We start from the raw sequence: 15,641 nt of genomic DNA, 5'->3' as shown, positions 1-15,641 counted from the left end.
CACCGATGCAGGGCTCATTCGCTGGCATTGTGCTGATTCCGGCATGCGCAATCACGCGATGTGGCCGGTCCAGAGGAAAGCCATCATGAGACCCAGTGCAGACGAACTCAAGGCCAAGTGGAAGCAGCAGGTCGGCAACGCCAAGATCGCTTGGGGCAAGTTGACCGACGATGAACTGCTGGAAACCGAAGGTCACGCAGATAAGCTCGCAGGGCTGGTGCAGGAGCGCTACGCCATCGAGCGCGAAGAGGCCGAAAGGCAGGTCAAGGAATTCCTCGACAAGAACAGGTAACGCGGTCTGTCGAGCCACCCACCGTTCCGGCACGGCCGGAACTTTCGCCAGTGTGAGGCGATACTCGTGCCGGTCGGGCGCCGTCAGGCGACGGTGTCCGACCGGCAACGGTTGCTTTCTCCAAAGGAGAGCCCACATGTATGCACAGCCCTGCAAGCTCATCCTGGCCGCCGGCATCGCGCTGGCGCTGAGCGCCATGAGCGGCATGGTCACCGCTGGCGAGGTGACCGATGCCCGCCAGGAAACCCAGATATGGACGACCTATGCGCTGAGTCCCAATTTGCGCGCTCTGGACCTCAAGGTATCGGTGAAGGACGGCAAGGCCACGCTGACCGGGACGGTCGATGAGGAGGTCAACAAGGAGCTGGCCAAGGAAATCGCCGTGGGCGTCGATGGCATTACCGAGGTGGACAACCAGATCGAGGTCAAGCCCGAATACGCACCCAAGGCCAGTACCGAACCGAATTATGGCGATCGCATCGAGGACGCCAGCATCACCGCGGCGATCAAGTCGAAGCTGCTGTGGAGCCGCCACACCGAGGGCCTGTCCACCCACGTCGAGACCCGGCGGGGGCGGGTGACCCTGAGCGGCACCGCCGACAGCACCGCGGCCCGGGATGCCGCCGGACGCCTGGCCAAGGCCACGCGCGGCGTGGTTTCGGTGAGCAACCAGCTGGTGGTCGACAGCAAAAAGGCGAACGCTGACGAGGATGCCGATGCCGATGCCGATGCCGATGCCGAGGACAACGAGAGCACCGCGAGCGAGGCCAAGGCCGATATCGCCGATACCTGGATCACCACCAAGGTGAAGTCCACCCTGCTGTACTCCAGCGATGTCGCCGGCTCCGACATCGATGTCGATACCCAGAACGGCAACGTCACCCTGAGCGGCAAGGTCGATAGCAGCGCCGAACGTGACTTGGCGGTCGAACTCGCGCAGAACGTGCGCGGCGTGAAGAGCGTCGACGCCAAGGGGCTGACGTTCTAGACGCTCACTCACGGGAAGTCATTGTCGATGTCGACATGGCCGCGTCGGACCCGGCCATGCCGGCGGGCTGCGGGCCCTTGACCGATTGCCGGTTCCGCGTCTATCTAAGCAGAGAGACCGACGCGGCCAGTTTTCTCTGGTCGCCCATCAGGCGAGCGGTGACAGCCTGATCCATACCAAGGCGGTGATGTTCGATCCACTCGGCTGGCCGAAGGCTGCCAGGAGGATAGCGACAGTGCCCACGCTAAGACGACTGGCAGCGTTCGCGACGACCGTAGCGGCGATGCTGTGTCTGGCGTTGTTCGGCGCCTGCAGCGCACTGCCCACCCTGGTGCCGGACATGGCACGCCACGACGGCCCGTCGTCGGTCCAGCTCGAGGGTGCCGATGGCCCGCTGTCGCCCGCACGCAGCAAGGCCATCCTCGAGCGCATCGAGGCCGAGGGCGGGGCCAAGGACTTCTTCGACCTGCACCTGAGAGTCGAGGAGGCCGTCGCCGGCAGTCCCCTGGTCACCGGCAACCACGTCGAGCTGCTGCAGAACGGTCCGAAGACCTATGAGTCGATGATGGAGGCCATCGCCTCCGCGCGCGACCACATCAACGTGGAGACCTATATTTTCGACGACGAAGAGGTCGGTCAGCGCTTCGCCGAAGTCCTGATCGCCCGCCAGCGCGCCGGTGTGCAGGTCAACCTGATTCGCGACAGTGTCGGCACCATCAAGACACCGGACGAATTCTTCACCCGCCTCAGCGATGAAGGCATAAAGATTGTGGAGTTCAACCCGATCAACCCGCTGACCGCCAAGGCCGGTTGGGAGGTGAACCAGCGCGACCACCGCAAGATCATGATCATCGACGGGCGCGTCGCCTTCCTGGGCGGCATCAACATCGCCAGCGTCTACGCGGGCGGATCGTTCAGCGCGGACTTCAAGGTACGGGAAGGCGCAGTCCTGCCCTGGCGCGATACCGACCTGCGGGTGGAAGGGCCGGTGGTCGCCGAGCTGCAGAAGCTGTTCATCGAGGCATGGACCGAGCAAAACGGCCCGCCGCTGGCGGCGCGCCACTATTTCCCGCCGTTGCAGGCCAAGGGCAAGGAGCTGGTGCGGGCCATCGGCAGCTCGCCGGAAGATCCCTACAGCCTCATCTACGTCACGCTGATCTCGGCGCTGCGCAGCGCGCAGAGCGAAATCTGGCTGACCAACGGCTACTTCGCGCCCGACCCGCAACTGCTGGATGCGCTCAAGTCGGCGGTGGCGCGTGGCGTCGACGTCCGCCTGCTGCTGCCCGGCCATACCGATTCGTGGCTGGTGTTCTATGCCGGTCGCGCCTACTACGGCGAGCTGCTGAAGGCCGGCGTCAAGCTGTACCAGCGCCGCGACGCCCTGCTGCACGTGAAGAGCGCGGTGATCGATGGCGTGTGGTCCACGGTGGGCTCGACCAACCTCGATTGGCGCAGCTTCCTGCACAACCACGAGGTCAATGCGGTGGTGCTCGGCAACGACTTCGGCGAGCGCATGCGCGCCGCGTTTCTCGCCGACCTGGCCCAGTCGAGGCAGGTCACCCTCGAGCAGTGGCGCCGCCGCGGGATCGACGAGCGTGCCAAGGAAGTGCTCGGGCGCCTGTGGGAGTACTGGCTGTGATCCGCCGGCAGCGGCGCTAGGCCGCATAGGGAATTCCAACGCCAGCAGGCGCCGGCGCAGAAAGTCCGCCGAGGCGGGCATCCGTTGTCAAAAAAACCGCCCTGTGTGGGCTTCCGTACAGAATCGGACCGGCACATGCGCCCATGCTGCGCATATGCCGAAAGCCGGGTGTGACTGTGGCCCCGCGCAGTGAACCGACCCCTGACGAGTCCGCGGAGAATGCCATGAGCCTGGGTACCATCCTGCTAATCCTCCTGATCCTCATCCTGCTCGGCGTCCTGCCGGCCTGGCCGCACAGCCGCTCCTGGGGCTACTACCCGGTGGGTGGCGTGGGGCTGGTGCTGATCATCGTGCTCATCCTGGTGCTGATGGGGCGGATATGACCTGTATGTAGGGGCTGGCCCGACCAGGTATGCGGGAATCCCAGACTACGGGTGCTCGGTTTCCGGCTTGACGATGGTTTGCTCCTCGCAACTGGCTGTTCAAGCACGGCTGGTCCGGCACGGTGAAATACCTGCGGATAGCCGCCTCACTGCGCCTGACTGAATCGTCCGCTGGAACGAAAAGAGCAGGCTCATGAGGGCATGAGCCTGCTCTTTTGCAGGGTCTGGGTCGCCCTGCCGGGGCCCTCATATAATCCTTGCGATCGAAAGGAATTTCCCGAGATTCAGCATGTGAGAAGATAAAATCCATGCGTTCGCATGGATTTATTCTTGTCTTGCGCTCTTCGACGTGAAATCCTTGCGATTACAAGGATTGGCGATAGGCAGCTCCTGCTTCAGCCATAATTCCTTACGATCACAAGGATTCCAGCATGCGTATCGAACTCGATTCCGCCGACGCCATCGGCCCCGTGGTGCGGGCCAGTCGCAAGGCTCAATCCATCCGCCAGGACGACGCCGCCGGCAGCATCGGCGTCAGCGAGTCGTTCATGGGCAAGGTGGAGAGCGGCGGCGAAAGCGTGCAGTGGGGCAAGCTGTTCCAGGTGCTGGAAGGACTGGGCGTGCGAGTGATCCTCGATGTCCATGACGAAGCGGCGGGGCAACTGGCGGCGGCACAGCAGCTGCATGCTCGCAAGCAGCGAGCCAAGGCAGCCCGCAAGGCAAAGACGCCTGAGTAAACCCACCTTGCGTGAATTCGCTGAGGTGATGAACCGCTCCGCAGAAGATTGCGACCGCGGACATCAGCCGGCCGCGCGGCGTGCCTTCTTGCCTTCGGCTTTGCCAGCCACGGCCTTGTGCTCGTATTCCCAGCCCTTGCAGGCCAGAGCTACATGCTTGGGGATCAATGCCGCGCCGCTGCTATAGGCAGTGATGGTGCGCCGGGTAAAGCCCAGCTCGACGGCCGCCGTAGTCAGCGAGAGCTGATTGGCGGCCAGCCACTGTTTGAACGCTTGGGTCGGCATCACCTCGCCGGCCTGCTCTAGCGCCAGACGGTGCAGCGTGGTGGCGGCCAGTTCGAGGTCGTCGTCCCAAGTCACATCGAAGCCCCATTCGCCCACCTGAGCCGTGCGGAACAGCTCCAGGTCTTCCAGCGGCTCGAGCACCGGGAAGCTGCGGATGTATTCGGCCAACCGGACGGTGTAGCGCTTGCGGTTGCTGAACTCGACCTGCAAGGCATGCTGGCCGGCAACGGGTTCCACGCTTTGGATGCGGACTTTGCTGGTCATGGTCTAGTTCCTCCGGTTCTGCTCGTTCCATACCTGCTGCAACTGCGCGGTATGTTGCGCCGCCCACGCCAGGGCGGCCTTGAGAGCCTTGGGCTCAGCACCTTTGCCGAGCACCTTGAGCCCGTCGATCTCCACCAGCGACTCGCCCTCGGGCGTTTGCACATGAAAGTGCGGCGGCGCGTGGTCGTCCGGGTAGATCTTGATCTTCCAGTTGCGGTCGCTGTGTACGGTGGCCATGGATTGGATGCTAGAGAAATTATTTCTCTATGGCAAGGGTGCACTGAGCCGCGCTTGAAGCTGGGAATTGCTTGGCCGGTGAACTGTACATCCGCGCTCAGCCGCTCAACTGACCGACAATCGACGCGAACATCCGGTCGGCGGCCGAGCGGCCACCGTGCAGCGAGTTGCAATAGATCCGCGCAGCTCCGCCAGCGGGCGTAGTCCCGAAGGAGCCAGCCGCCAGGTAGGCATCGCGGATCAGCGGTCGCGCGCGGCGCGGGCGTGGTCGGCAGACTCGCTGAACACCCCATCTACCCCCAGGTTGTAGAACTGCCGGTACTCCGCCAGGGGGTCGCCATGGTAGTCGGAGGCCAGCCACCTGGGCTCGCTGCGGAAGGTGTAGGCGTGGACGAACAGGCCGGCGGCATGGGCGTTCCTGACCACGGCGGTGGCCGGCAGCAGCACCCGGTCGCGGTCGTCGATCTGGCCGTCGCCGTTGAGATCGTCCGGCTGGCCGTCGTGGTTGGCGTCCAGCAGCCGCGATGGCACCAGATAAGGCTTCCAGGGGCCGATGCCGTCGGCGTAGGTACGGATCTCCTTGAGGCCCTCGGGCGTCAACAGGCTGGCGAAGGTGCGGGCGTCGCCGGCCGCCGTGAAGTCGTAGGGCCTGTCGAATGGCGGGTCCAGCTGTAGGCTGCCATCAGCCTTGACGTAGTCGGCATCCACCAGCTGCACCAGGCGCAGCTGCGTCCTGCGGCGCAGGTACTTGAGGCTGCCCACCTCGAAGGACTGCAGGATCACCGGCGAGGTCCTGCTGGTGTAACCATAGCGGGCGAGGGTGGCGAGCAGGCGGTCCTCGAGCCTGAGCCCCTGGCTGGCATGCCAGGTCGGGTGCCGGGTCTCGGGACACACGCCGATGCTGCGCCCCAGGCGCGCGCTCTCGCTGCGGGCGAGGTCCAGCACCTCTTCGAAGGTGGGAATCGGGAACCAGCCGTTGAACGACTGATTTCGGTCGCCGAAGGGCTGGATGGCGCGCAGGGTCTTGAGTTCGGCGAGGGTGAAGTCGGTGACGAACCAGCCTTCCTGCTCCAGGCCATCGACCGTCTTCAGCGTCTTGCGGCTGGCGAACTCGGGCCGCGACTTCACGTCGGTAGTCTCGGTGATGTTCGGCTCATGCCGCGCCACCAGCACACCATCCCGGGTCGCCACCAGGTCGGGCTCGATGAAGTCGGCGCCCAGCTCGATGGCCTTCCGGTAGCTTTCCAGGGTGTGATCCGGCCGGTAACCGGGCGCGCCGCCGCGGCCGATGATCAGGGGCTGAGCGCCATCGAGCGTCGGGTATTTCACAACCGTGCCACCGTCGCGGCCGCCGCAGCCAGCCAGCGCCAGTACCGCAGCCAGGGCCAGCGACACCTGTTGAGTAGCGAACCGGGCCATCTCTCACCTCAGCTGGCGTTGTTGAAGCCCGAAACCGACAGCTATTACAGAGCGTACATCGCTCAAGCCGTGTGCGTGGTCGCGTTGCTAATGAACGCTAGTCGACAGCAGGTAATTGGGGAGGTAGTCCCGGCTCTGGGCGCACGTTGATTCAGCCATGGCTGCGCGCCGCCGGGCGGTGGTAGGGAATCCGCGAGCCGAGCCGCACCAGTAGGCCCGACCCCACCGGGCCCAGAGTCACCAGCATCTGCACCCGATTACCCCATTCGCTGAACCGCTGCGACAGATGCGCGCCGCTCCAGGCGCCGAGGCTATGGCCGACCATATAGATGGACGTGGTCTTGTCATGCACCTCGGCCGCCACCAGCCGGCCGATGGGGGACGCGCCTCAGACCACGTGATAACCGACGTAGAACGATTGGGAGTTGTCCGGCTGGCTGGCTTTCTCGATGCGCGGCTCGAAGGCGGCCAGTGCATAGGCGATGTTGCGGTAGGGGACGGGGAGTATTAGGGGTTCTTGTCGCGGGTGCTGCTGAGGAAGAGGGCGATGGTGCGATATTCGGAATGCAGTACCCCGCTAGTCCTGTTGGGATGAATGTTTGAAATCCTCATCGTGGATCCTCTCCAGCCGCAATACGTGGCGCAGTCCGACAGTTGGAGTGAAAACATGGCCCTATCGAGCACGACGATCCTTGGCGTGATTTTCTTTAGTTGACCGTAGCAGCCGCGCACAAGTGACAATAGTAGAGCGGGTAACTCGCGTAGTGATTACCCGCTATAGTATCGGTAGACAAGGTTGCGCCGTTGTCTACCTTAGGTGCTGGATGAACGCATTATTCAGCTGAGGTGTTATTTGTTGGTTGCATTGGTTTGTTGAATTCATATTTGCTAGCAACATATTTCGCAGAGTTTTCAATGTGTGGGAAAACGGTGCTTTCATTTATGTTAAGCAAGTCTAGCTCTTTTAAGATGTTTCGCTTGTTGATAACAGAAATTCGCTCTACCTTGATATCTGTGGTCCCAAGCTCATCAAGAACGGCGTCTAGTCCAAAGAGCAGAAATGCTCCAGACTGAGATGAAATTCTATCATTGCTTTTTTTGCTTTTAACGCATATCACTCGCCTAAGGTCGCTTTTGATAATCTTTGGCTCGAAAAAAGATTTCTCTTCGCGAATGAAATGTACTAATCTTTTTATTGGGCGTTGTTTGTTGAATTTTTCGATGTCCTCGTCGATTTGCTCTTTTGTTTTTTGCGTATGCTCGGTTTCGTCATTGCCGTCGAAGAAGTCAATTTCTTTCTTTTCGTTTGTGGGTAGTCTGGCTAAGTTGGCAATGCAGCTGGCAACGTCAGAATCAAAATATTTAATATCGTCCCTTTTTAAGGAGAAAACAATAATTTCGCCTTCTGCGTCGATTTTTGTTTTACAGGCAAAATACAAGGCTATCAGAGGGTTTGATGTGATATCTAAGAGTCTTGTGGGTAATGAGTAATGCTGCATTCTAACTAGGCGGTCAAGAGTGTAGTTGTCCGAGGTGAAGTCAGTCGAATTTGAAACTATTAATTCGCGGTATAATATGTGCTCATTATCTAGATACAGGTAGTTTCCATCTTGGTCCTTGCGGAAAAGTGAAGGTTCTAGCTTGTATCTTTTTTTGTCTGAGTGGCCGCGATAGAAAGCCTCAACACCATTTTCCTTTTCAATGGACAGGATTTTGCCCACAAACTCTTGCAGTGTTGATATTTTTAGGTCGTTCAATGTTGCTATCGGAAGATTTTCCTGCGCGGTCGCCCTCTCATGGATTTGAGGGTTAATCAGTGAGGCTGCAGACAATCTATCTAGTAGGTTTTCATCCTTTATTGCCCAGTGCGTTCTATTCATCTCCCAGTCGCGTATGTCAAGCAGGGTGGCTATTGGCTTTATGGCCGAAAATGGAATGGGCTGTATGTGGGGGTCTAGCGTGAATTCAATTAATAGCTTTCTTCCTCGTTCTTTTATGGATGTGATTTTTCCTATTTGGATGTCTGACTCATGGCCTTCATATGCAAAAAGGCAGGGAAGGTTTGTTATTGCCTCCAGGAGTTCTGATGTTAGGCTTTTGAAGGAGGATGCGATTTTTTCATTTGTATATTCTAAGAAGCGACTTCTGTCATACTCGTAGAAGCCATTATTCCATGCGCCTTCCATGGCCGTAACCAATAAATTATACATCTCTATGATTATCCTCTGATGTGATGGCTGGGGTTGTGGGCGGGCAACGGTTTGCCTTTTGATTGAGTTGTGAGGAGTTTGGGGAATATTTATAAAGGAAAATTGCTGGGTGGCTTCAGGCGACACCCGCTTCACTCGCCTCCTTGGAAGGACAGTTTTCCGGTAATCCAGAGTTGTTGGACGATGTCGCCTTCTGTGTAATGAAGGCACCCCCGTTGCTCACCCAAGGGTTCCGATCAAGCACCACATATAATTGGTCACACGATTCGACAGGGTTTTGTAGGGGCATTGTGGACCTCTCCTTGTCTCGATGATGGGTAACACCAATCTGATGCCGGCTGCGAACCCCGATTCTGAGCGGTCTAAAAGCGGTTTGGCCAGAGGCTGATTAGCTTGTATCGATACCCTTAAGGTATCCAGTTGGAAGAAACAAAGTATTAGCCGGTATCACCCCCTCTCCCTATCCTCACTCCCAAGGCCCAGCCCTTCGACCACCACCACGGTCGCACGGGCTGGCCACCCCCAGAACAAGAACGCGGAGTGACCATGCGCAAGATTGAGAACTTCATCGCCGGTGAGTACGTCGCCGCTGCCAGTGGCAAGCGTTTCGACAAGCGCTCGCCGCTCGACAACCGCGTGATCGCCTCCATCGCCGAGGCCGGCCGTGCCGAGGTGGATGCGGCGGTCAAGGCCGCGCGTGGCGCGCTCAACGGCGAGTGGGGCGGGTTGACCACCGAGCAGCGTGTCGAGCTGCTGTACGGCGTGGCCAACGAGATCACCCGTCGTTTCGACGACTTCGTCGAGGCCGAGATGGCCGATACCGGCCAGCCTTCGCACGTCCAGAAACACGTGTTCATCCCGCGCGGCGCGGCGAACTTCAAGGTGTTCGCCGACGTGATCAAGAACGTGCCCAGCGAATCCTTCCAGATGGCCACCCCGGACGGCCGCGGCGCGCTCAACTATTCGCTACGCGTGCCCAAGGGCGTGATCGGCGTGATCTGCCCGTGGAACGCGCCGTTCATGCTGATGACCTGGAAGGTCGGCCCGGCGCTGGCCTGCGGCAACACCGTGATCGTCAAGCCGTCCGAGGAGTCGCCGCAGACCGCCGCGCTGCTCGGTGAGGTGATGAACGCCGTGGGCATCCCCAAGGGCGTCTACAACGTGGTGCACGGCTTCGGGCCGGATTCGGCCGGCGAGTTCCTCACCCAGCATCCGGGCGTCAACGCCATCACCTTCACCGGCGAGACGCGCACCGGCGCGGCGATCATGAAGGTCGCCTCGGAAGGCATGCGCGACGTGTCCTTCGAGCTGGGCGGCAAGAACGCCGGCATCGTGTTCGCCGACGCGGACTTCGACGCGGCGGTGGAGGGCATCTTCCGCTCCGCCTTCCTCAACTCCGGGCAGGTGTGCCTGGGCACCGAGCGGGTGTACGTCGAGCGGCCGATCTTCGAGCGCTTCGTGCAGGCGCTGAAGGTCAAGGCCGAAGCGGTGAAGTTCGGCCGCCCGGATGACCACAACGCCAACTACGGCCCGCTGATCAGCCAGGAGCACCGCGACAAGGTGCTGTCCTACTACCGCAAGGCGGTGGAAGAGGGCGCCACCGTGGTCACCGGCGGCGGCGTGCCGGACATGCCGGGCGAGCTGGCCGAGGGTTCCTGGGTGCAGCCGACCATCTGGACCGGCCTGGCGGACGACGCGGCGGTGGTGCGCGAGGAGATCTTCGGCCCGTGCTGCCACATCCGTCCGTTCGACAGCGAGAACGAAGTGGTCGCGCTGGCTAACGACAACGTCTACGGCCTGTCCACCACCATCTGGACCAACGACCTGGCCCGCGCCCACCGCATGGCGGCGCGCGTCGAGGTGGGCATCACCTGGATCAACAGTTGGTTCCTGCGCGACCTGCGCACCCCGTTCGGCGGCTCCAAGCAGTCCGGCATCGGCCGCGAGGGCGGGGTGCACTCGCTGGAGTTCTACACCGAGACGCGCAACGTCTGCGTGAAGCTGTAAGCCGCGCTGGGCCTGTAGGGGCGAATTCATTCGCCGAGAGATCGCGTGAAGGCGAATGAATTCGCCCCTACAAGAGCCGGCCCAGACATTCGAATGCCTTCGCCCCCACGGGACACAGACATGGATAACAACAAGATCGAGCAATACGGCGACGAGCTGTACGAGGCCTTCGTCGCCCGCCGTGCGGTGCCGCCGCTGCTGAGCCGCGAGCCGGACATCACCATCGAGGACGCCTACCGCATCCAGCAGCGCTTCGTCGCGCGCCGCCTTGAGGCCGGCGAGACGGTGGTCGGCAAGAAGATCGGCGCCACCAGCAAGCCGGTGCAGGATTTTCTCGGCGTATACCAGCCGGACTTCGGCATCCTCACCTCGGGCATGATCTACCAGGAGGGCGACACCATCGACCTCGGCGGCCTGATCCAGCCCAAGGCCGAGGCGGAGCTGGCCTTCGTGCTCAAGCACGACCTCAAGGGACCGGGCATCACCGCGATGGACGTGATCCGCGCCACCGACTACGTGCTGCCGTGCTTCGAGATCGTCGATTCGCGCATCACCAACTGGCAGATCAAGATCCAGGACACCGTGGCCGACAACGCCTCCTGCGGCGTGTACGTGCTGGGCAAGACCAAGGGCGACCCGCGCAAGCTGGACCTGACCCTGGCCGGCATGGTGCTGGAGAAGAACGGCGAGTTGTTCTCCACCGGTGTCGGCGCCGCGGTGCAGGGCTCGCCGGCCAACGCGGTGGCCTGGCTGGCCAACACCCTCGGCGAGCTGGGCATCCCCTTCAAGGCCGGCGAGGTGATCCTCTCCGGTTCGCAATCTTCGCTGGTGCCGGTCGTCGATGGCGACGAGCTGGTGTGCACGGTCGGCGGCCTCGGTAGCTGCCGGGTGAAATTCTCCGGGAGGAGCGCGGCATGAGCAGCAACCTGACCCTGTCCCGCGAGGACATCGTGCGCCTGTGCGAGCGCGTCGAAGGCGCGCAGACCCGCGCCTACGCGATCCCCAAGCTGACCGACGAATACCCGGGCATGACCATCGCCGACGGCTACGTCGTGCAGAGCGAGCTACGCCGCCGCTTCATCGCCCGTGGCCACAAGCTGGTCGGCTGGAAGGCCGGGCTGACCTCCAAGGCGAAGATGCAGCAGATGGGCGTCAGCGTGCCGTCCATCGGCTTTCTCACCGACCGCATGGCGCGCCCGGAGAACTCGGCGATCTCCACCGCCGACCTGGTGCACCCGCGCGTCGAGTGCGAGGTGGCCTTCGTGATGAAGGAAACCCTGCATGGCCCGGGCTGCACCGCGGCCGACGTGCTGGCCGCCACCGACTACGTGCTGCCGGCGGTGGAGATCATCGATTCGCGCTTCTCCGGCTTCAAGTTCGACCTGGCCAGCGTGATCGCCGACAACGGCTCCTCGGCGCGCTTCGTCGGCGGCGGCCGCCCGCGCTACGTCGAGGACCTCGACCTGCGCACCCTCGGCGTGGTGATGGAGAAGAACGGCGAGATCGTCGGCATGGGCGCCAGCGCCGCGGTGCTCGGCCACCCGGCCGAGGCGGTGGCGATGCTGGTGAACATCCTCGCCGAGCTGGGCGAGAGCCTGCCGGCCGGCAGCTTCGTGATGAGCGGCGGGATCACCGAGGCCGTGCCGGTCAAGCCGGGCGACAGCGTGGTCGCGCGCTTCCAGGAACTGGGCTCCGTCTCCATGCGCTTCATCGAATAAGAGCCAGTCCACGATCTGCTGCGCGTCGGCCATGCGGCGTTGGAAGTGGTTTCGGAATGCTCATTTGCATTTAGCAAACTCCGCTTCCTCAACCACTTCCGCCTTGCCTGGCTCTAGCTCGCGAGATCGTGAACAGGCTCTTCCACAACAATAAGGAATACAGCCATGCCAATCATCGAAATGCACATGATCGAAGGCCGCACCGTGGAGCAGAAGCAGCGCGTCGCCGCCGCCGTCACCGCGGCGGTCGCCCAGAGCCTGGATTGCAGCCCGGAAACCGTGCGCATCCTGATCACCGAACACCGCGAACACGAGTTCTACGTCGCCGGCCTGAGCAAGCCGCAGCGCGCCGCGTTGCAGGAGCAGGGACAATGAAGAAGATCCGCTGTGCGCTGATCGGCTCGGGCAACATCGGCACCGACCTGATCTACAAGATCCAGCGCAGTGAGGTGCTGGAACCGGTGTGGATGGTCGGCATCGACCCCGAGTCCGAAGGCTTGGCGCGCGCCCGCGCCATGGGCCTGAAGACCACCGCCGAAGGCGTGGACGGCCTGCTGCCGCATGTGCTGGAGGACAACATCCAGATCGCCTTCGACGCCACCAGCGCCTACGTGCACGCCGAGAACAGCCGCAAGCTCAACGCCCGGGGCGTTTTGATGATCGACCTGACCCCGGCGGCCATCGGCCCGCTGTGCGTGCCGCCGGTGAACCTGCGCGAGCACGCCGAGAAGCTGGAGATGAACGTCAACATGATCTCCTGCGCCGGCCAGGCGACCATTCCGATCGTCCACGCGGTGTCGCGTATCCAGAGCGTCGGCTACGCCGAGATCGTCGCCAGCCTGGCGTCCAAATCCATCGGCCCCGGCACCCGCGCCAACCTCGACGAGTTCACCTACACCACCTCCAACGCGCTGGAGAAGGTCGGCGGGGCGCGCAAGGGCAAGGCGCTGGCGATCATCAACCCGGCCGAGCCGCCGATGATCATGCGCAACACCATCTCCTGCCTGACCGACGACGAGCCGGACCAGGACAAGATCACCGCCTCGATCCTCGAGATGATCGGCGAGGTGCAGAAGTACGTGCCGGGCTACCGGTTGGTCAACGGCCCGTTGTTCGACGGCAACAAGGTGGCGGTGTTCATGGAAGTGGCTGGCCTCGGCGACTACCTGCCGACCTACGCCGGCAACCTCGACATCATGACCGCGGCGGCCACCCGTACCGCCGAGATGTTCGCCGAGGAGATCCTTGCCGGAAAGATCCAGCTGCCCACCCCGGAGGTTGCGTGATGAGCCAGTCCAACAGTCTCAAGGGCCGCAAGGTCATCCTCCACGACATGTGCCTGCGCGACGGCATGCACGCCAAGCGCGAGCAGATCAGCGTCGAGCAGATGGTCAAGGTCGCCACCGCCTTGGACGCCGCCGGGGTGCCCTATATCCAGGTCACCCACGGCGCGGGCCTGGGCGGCAACTCGCTGCAGCACGGCTTCGCCCCCCACAGCAACGAGGAGTACATCTCGGCGGTCGCCGCGCAGATGAAGCAGGCCAAGGTCTCGGTGCTGCTGATTCCGGGGCTTGGCACCATGAAGGAGCTGCAGTCGGCCTACGACTGCGGTGCGCGCAGCGTGCACGTCGCCACCCACTGCACCGAGGCGGACACCTCGCCGCAGCACATCGCCTTCGCCCGCAAGCTGGGCATGGACACCACCGGCTTCCTGATGATGGCCCACCTCAACGACGCCGAGGGCATCGCCAGGCAGGGCAAGCTGATGGAGTCCTACGGCGCGCAGACCGTGTACGTCACCGACTCGGCCGGCTACATGCTGCCGGAGGACGTCAAGGCACGCATCGGTGCCCTACGCGAGGTGCTCAACCCGGAAACCGAGATCGGCTTCCACGGCCACCACAACCTGGGCATGGGCATCGCCAACTCCATCGCTGCCATCGAGGCTGGTGCCAGTCGCATTGACGGCTCGGCCGCGGGCCTCGGCGCCGGTGCCGGCAACACCCCGCTGGAGGTGTTCGCCGCGGTGTGCGAGCGCATGGGCATCGACACCGGCGTCGACCTGTTCAAGCTGATGGACGTCGCCGAGGACATCATCGTGCCGATGATGGAGCACGTGGTGCGCGTCGACCGCGAGTCGCTGACCCTCGGCTACGCCGGCGTCTACTCGACCTTCCTGCTGCACTCCAAGCGTGCTTCCGAGCGCTTCGGCGTACCGGCGCGCGACATCCTGGTCGAGCTGGGCCGCAGGAAGATGATCGGTGGCCAGGAGGACATGATCCTCGACACCGCAATGACCATGGCCAAGGAGCGTGGGCTGCTGAAGAGCGCTTGAGGCTGACGCCGGACAGGGGCGACCCGTCCGGCGTTGCTGTTTATAGGGGAACGAAGGCAGTCACATGGATGGCTGCGGAATCTGCCAATCCCCTGTAGGGGCGAATTCATTCGCCCAGATGCCCCGGCAAGGCGAATGAATTCGCCCCTACACATCGTGAAATCGGCTCCAGGCTCTGCCCTGGGAGGTGAACATGAGTGCGAACAAGGAACTGGCCGTGGTGGTGGGCGCCACCGGCGCCTTCGGCCAGGCGATAGTCGGACGGCTGTGCGCCGCAGGCCTGGACGTGCTGGCGGTGGCGCGCAGTGCGGCGAGCATCGACGCACTGGCCAGTCGCCATCCCGGCGTGACCGGCTGCGTGGCCGATATCGCCAGCGACGATTCCATCGCCGCGATTGCCGCCGCCATCGACCGCCTGGTGCGCATGGTGGTGCACGGGCCGGGTGTAGCGGTAGCCGGCGGCGTGCTGGATGCGCCGACTTCAGCACTGGTCGATGCGGTGAATATCAAGGTCGGCGGCCTGCTGCGCCTGGTGCGCGCGGTGGACTCGCGGCTGGTCAGGGGCTCGCGGCTGGTGGCCATCGGCGGCCACTACGGCTTCGAACCCACCGCCTACGCGGCGGCGGCCGGAGTGGCCAATGCCGCGCTGGCCAACGCCAGCCGCCAGCTCAGCCTGGCCTACGGCCCGCGCGGCATCACCGCGCACCTGATCGCCCCCGGCCCGGCCGATACCGAGCGCCTGCATCGGGTTGCCGCCGACCGTGCCGCGCTACGCGGGATCAGCACCGAGGCGGTGCTGGCCGAGATGTGCGCCGAGTCGTCGCTCGGCGCGCTGACCACTCCGGAGCAGGTGGCCTGGGCGGTGACGCTGCTGCTGGCGCCGGAAGCCGATGCGATGACCGGCTCGACCCTGATGCTCGATTCCGGGCGGCGTCGCGGTCTGCCCTGATAGTCCGTCCACGATCTGCTGCGCATCGGCCATGCTGCGTTGCAACGCAGCGAAGCGGAGCGAGATCCGCAGGCTGGTCCGCAGGGCGAGCGGAGCGAATCGAACGGTTTCGCGGGGTCATCGAGGCCTTGTCTGGCTCCAGCTCGCGAGATCGTGAACAGACGATCACCCCTGCACT

General features: G+C 62.9%; 17 protein-coding genes. 12 read left to right on the top strand and 5 right to left on the bottom strand.

The annotated features are described in order from the left end of the window. The first annotated feature begins 85 nt into the window (after positions 1-85). The 5 genes from LMJ29_RS16290 (at position 86) to LMJ29_RS16270 (ending at position 4,039) form a co-directional block, all read left to right on the top strand. A complete protein-coding gene (locus LMJ29_RS16290) occupies positions 86-292 on the top strand; it encodes a CsbD family protein (RefSeq protein WP_264758925.1) in 207 nt (68 codons plus the stop codon). A 136-nt stretch (positions 293-428) separates the two neighbouring features. Next, positions 429-1,280, top strand: a complete 852-nt coding sequence (locus LMJ29_RS16285; protein ID WP_229606575.1) for a BON domain-containing protein — start codon at positions 429-431, stop codon at positions 1,278-1,280. A 283-nt stretch (positions 1,281-1,563) separates the two neighbouring features. Next, positions 1,564-2,919: a cardiolipin synthase gene (gene cls / locus LMJ29_RS16280; RefSeq protein ID WP_229606574.1), complete on the top strand. Its 1,356-nt coding sequence runs from the start codon at positions 1,564-1,566 to the stop codon at positions 2,917-2,919. A gap of 224 nt (positions 2,920-3,143) precedes the next feature. Beyond that, a complete protein-coding gene (locus tag LMJ29_RS16275) occupies positions 3,144-3,302 on the top strand; it encodes a DUF3309 family protein (RefSeq protein WP_229606573.1) in 159 nt (52 codons plus the stop codon). 431 nt (positions 3,303-3,733) lie between these two features. Further along, positions 3,734-4,039: a helix-turn-helix domain-containing protein gene (locus LMJ29_RS16270; RefSeq protein WP_229606572.1), complete on the top strand. Its 306-nt coding sequence runs from the start codon at positions 3,734-3,736 to the stop codon at positions 4,037-4,039. Positions 4,040-4,102: 63 nt separating this feature from the next. Here the strand turns inward: LMJ29_RS16270 and LMJ29_RS16265 are convergent, their stop codons facing one another. From LMJ29_RS16265 to LMJ29_RS16245, 5 genes are all read right to left on the bottom strand, one after another. Next, positions 4,103-4,588: a DUF2442 domain-containing protein gene (locus LMJ29_RS16265; protein WP_229606571.1), complete on the bottom strand. Its 486-nt coding sequence runs from the start codon at positions 4,586-4,588 to the stop codon at positions 4,103-4,105. A gap of 3 nt (positions 4,589-4,591) precedes the next feature. Then, the gene (locus tag LMJ29_RS16260) at positions 4,592-4,825 is read right to left on the bottom strand and encodes a DUF4160 domain-containing protein (RefSeq protein WP_229606570.1); all 234 of its coding nucleotides are present in this window, start codon (positions 4,823-4,825) and stop codon (positions 4,592-4,594) included. A gap of 240 nt (positions 4,826-5,065) precedes the next feature. Beyond that, positions 5,066-6,244, bottom strand: coding sequence for a glycerophosphodiester phosphodiesterase (locus LMJ29_RS16255; protein WP_229606569.1), 1,179 nt, complete (start codon positions 6,242-6,244; stop codon positions 5,066-5,068). Between the two features lie 151 nt (positions 6,245-6,395). Further along, a complete protein-coding gene (locus LMJ29_RS16250; RefSeq protein WP_229606568.1) occupies positions 6,396-6,596 on the bottom strand; it encodes a hypothetical protein in 201 nt (66 codons plus the stop codon). A 481-nt stretch (positions 6,597-7,077) separates the two neighbouring features. Next, positions 7,078-8,580 carry an FRG domain-containing protein gene (locus LMJ29_RS16245; RefSeq protein WP_229606567.1) on the bottom strand — a complete coding sequence of 501 codons (1,503 nt, stop codon included), beginning with the start codon at positions 8,578-8,580 and terminating at the stop codon, positions 7,078-7,080. Positions 8,581-9,000: 420 nt separating this feature from the next. On the opposite strand from LMJ29_RS16245, the gene LMJ29_RS16240 reads away from it, so the two are divergent. From LMJ29_RS16240 to LMJ29_RS16210, 7 genes are all read left to right on the top strand, one after another. Beyond that, positions 9,001-10,461: a 2-hydroxymuconic semialdehyde dehydrogenase gene (locus LMJ29_RS16240; protein ID WP_229606566.1), complete on the top strand. Its 1,461-nt coding sequence runs from the start codon at positions 9,001-9,003 to the stop codon at positions 10,459-10,461. A 120-nt stretch (positions 10,462-10,581) separates the two neighbouring features. Beyond that, positions 10,582-11,379 (top strand): 2-oxopent-4-enoate hydratase, encoded by a 798-nt coding sequence (gene dmpE, locus LMJ29_RS16235; protein ID WP_229606565.1) that lies wholly within the window; start codon positions 10,582-10,584, stop codon positions 11,377-11,379. Further along, a complete protein-coding gene (gene dmpH / locus LMJ29_RS16230) occupies positions 11,376-12,179 on the top strand; it encodes a 2-oxo-3-hexenedioate decarboxylase (RefSeq protein WP_229606564.1) in 804 nt (267 codons plus the stop codon). The genes dmpE and dmpH overlap by 4 nt, the downstream gene beginning before the upstream one ends. A 165-nt stretch (positions 12,180-12,344) precedes the next feature. Next, on the top strand, positions 12,345-12,554 hold the full coding sequence (locus tag LMJ29_RS16225; protein ID WP_229606563.1) for a tautomerase family protein: 210 nt from the start codon (positions 12,345-12,347) through the stop codon (positions 12,552-12,554). Next, entirely contained in the window at positions 12,551-13,465 is a 915-nt protein-coding gene (locus LMJ29_RS16220; RefSeq protein WP_229606562.1) for an acetaldehyde dehydrogenase (acetylating), read from the top strand. The genes LMJ29_RS16225 and LMJ29_RS16220 overlap by 4 nt, the downstream gene beginning before the upstream one ends. After that, positions 13,462-14,514 (top strand): 4-hydroxy-2-oxovalerate aldolase, encoded by a 1,053-nt coding sequence (gene dmpG, locus LMJ29_RS16215; RefSeq protein ID WP_319942229.1) that lies wholly within the window; start codon positions 13,462-13,464, stop codon positions 14,512-14,514. The genes LMJ29_RS16220 and dmpG overlap by 4 nt, the downstream gene beginning before the upstream one ends. Before the next feature lie 193 nt (positions 14,515-14,707). Beyond that, positions 14,708-15,463 carry an SDR family oxidoreductase gene (locus tag LMJ29_RS16210; RefSeq protein WP_229606560.1) on the top strand — a complete coding sequence of 252 codons (756 nt, stop codon included), beginning with the start codon at positions 14,708-14,710 and terminating at the stop codon, positions 15,461-15,463. Positions 15,464-15,641 lie beyond the last annotated feature (178 nt).

Source organism: Pseudomonas oryzagri (genome assembly GCF_020831405.1).
Taxonomy (GTDB): domain Bacteria; phylum Pseudomonadota; class Gammaproteobacteria; order Pseudomonadales; family Pseudomonadaceae; genus Geopseudomonas; species Geopseudomonas oryzagri.
This window is presented reverse-complemented; position numbering and strand designations above follow the sequence as displayed.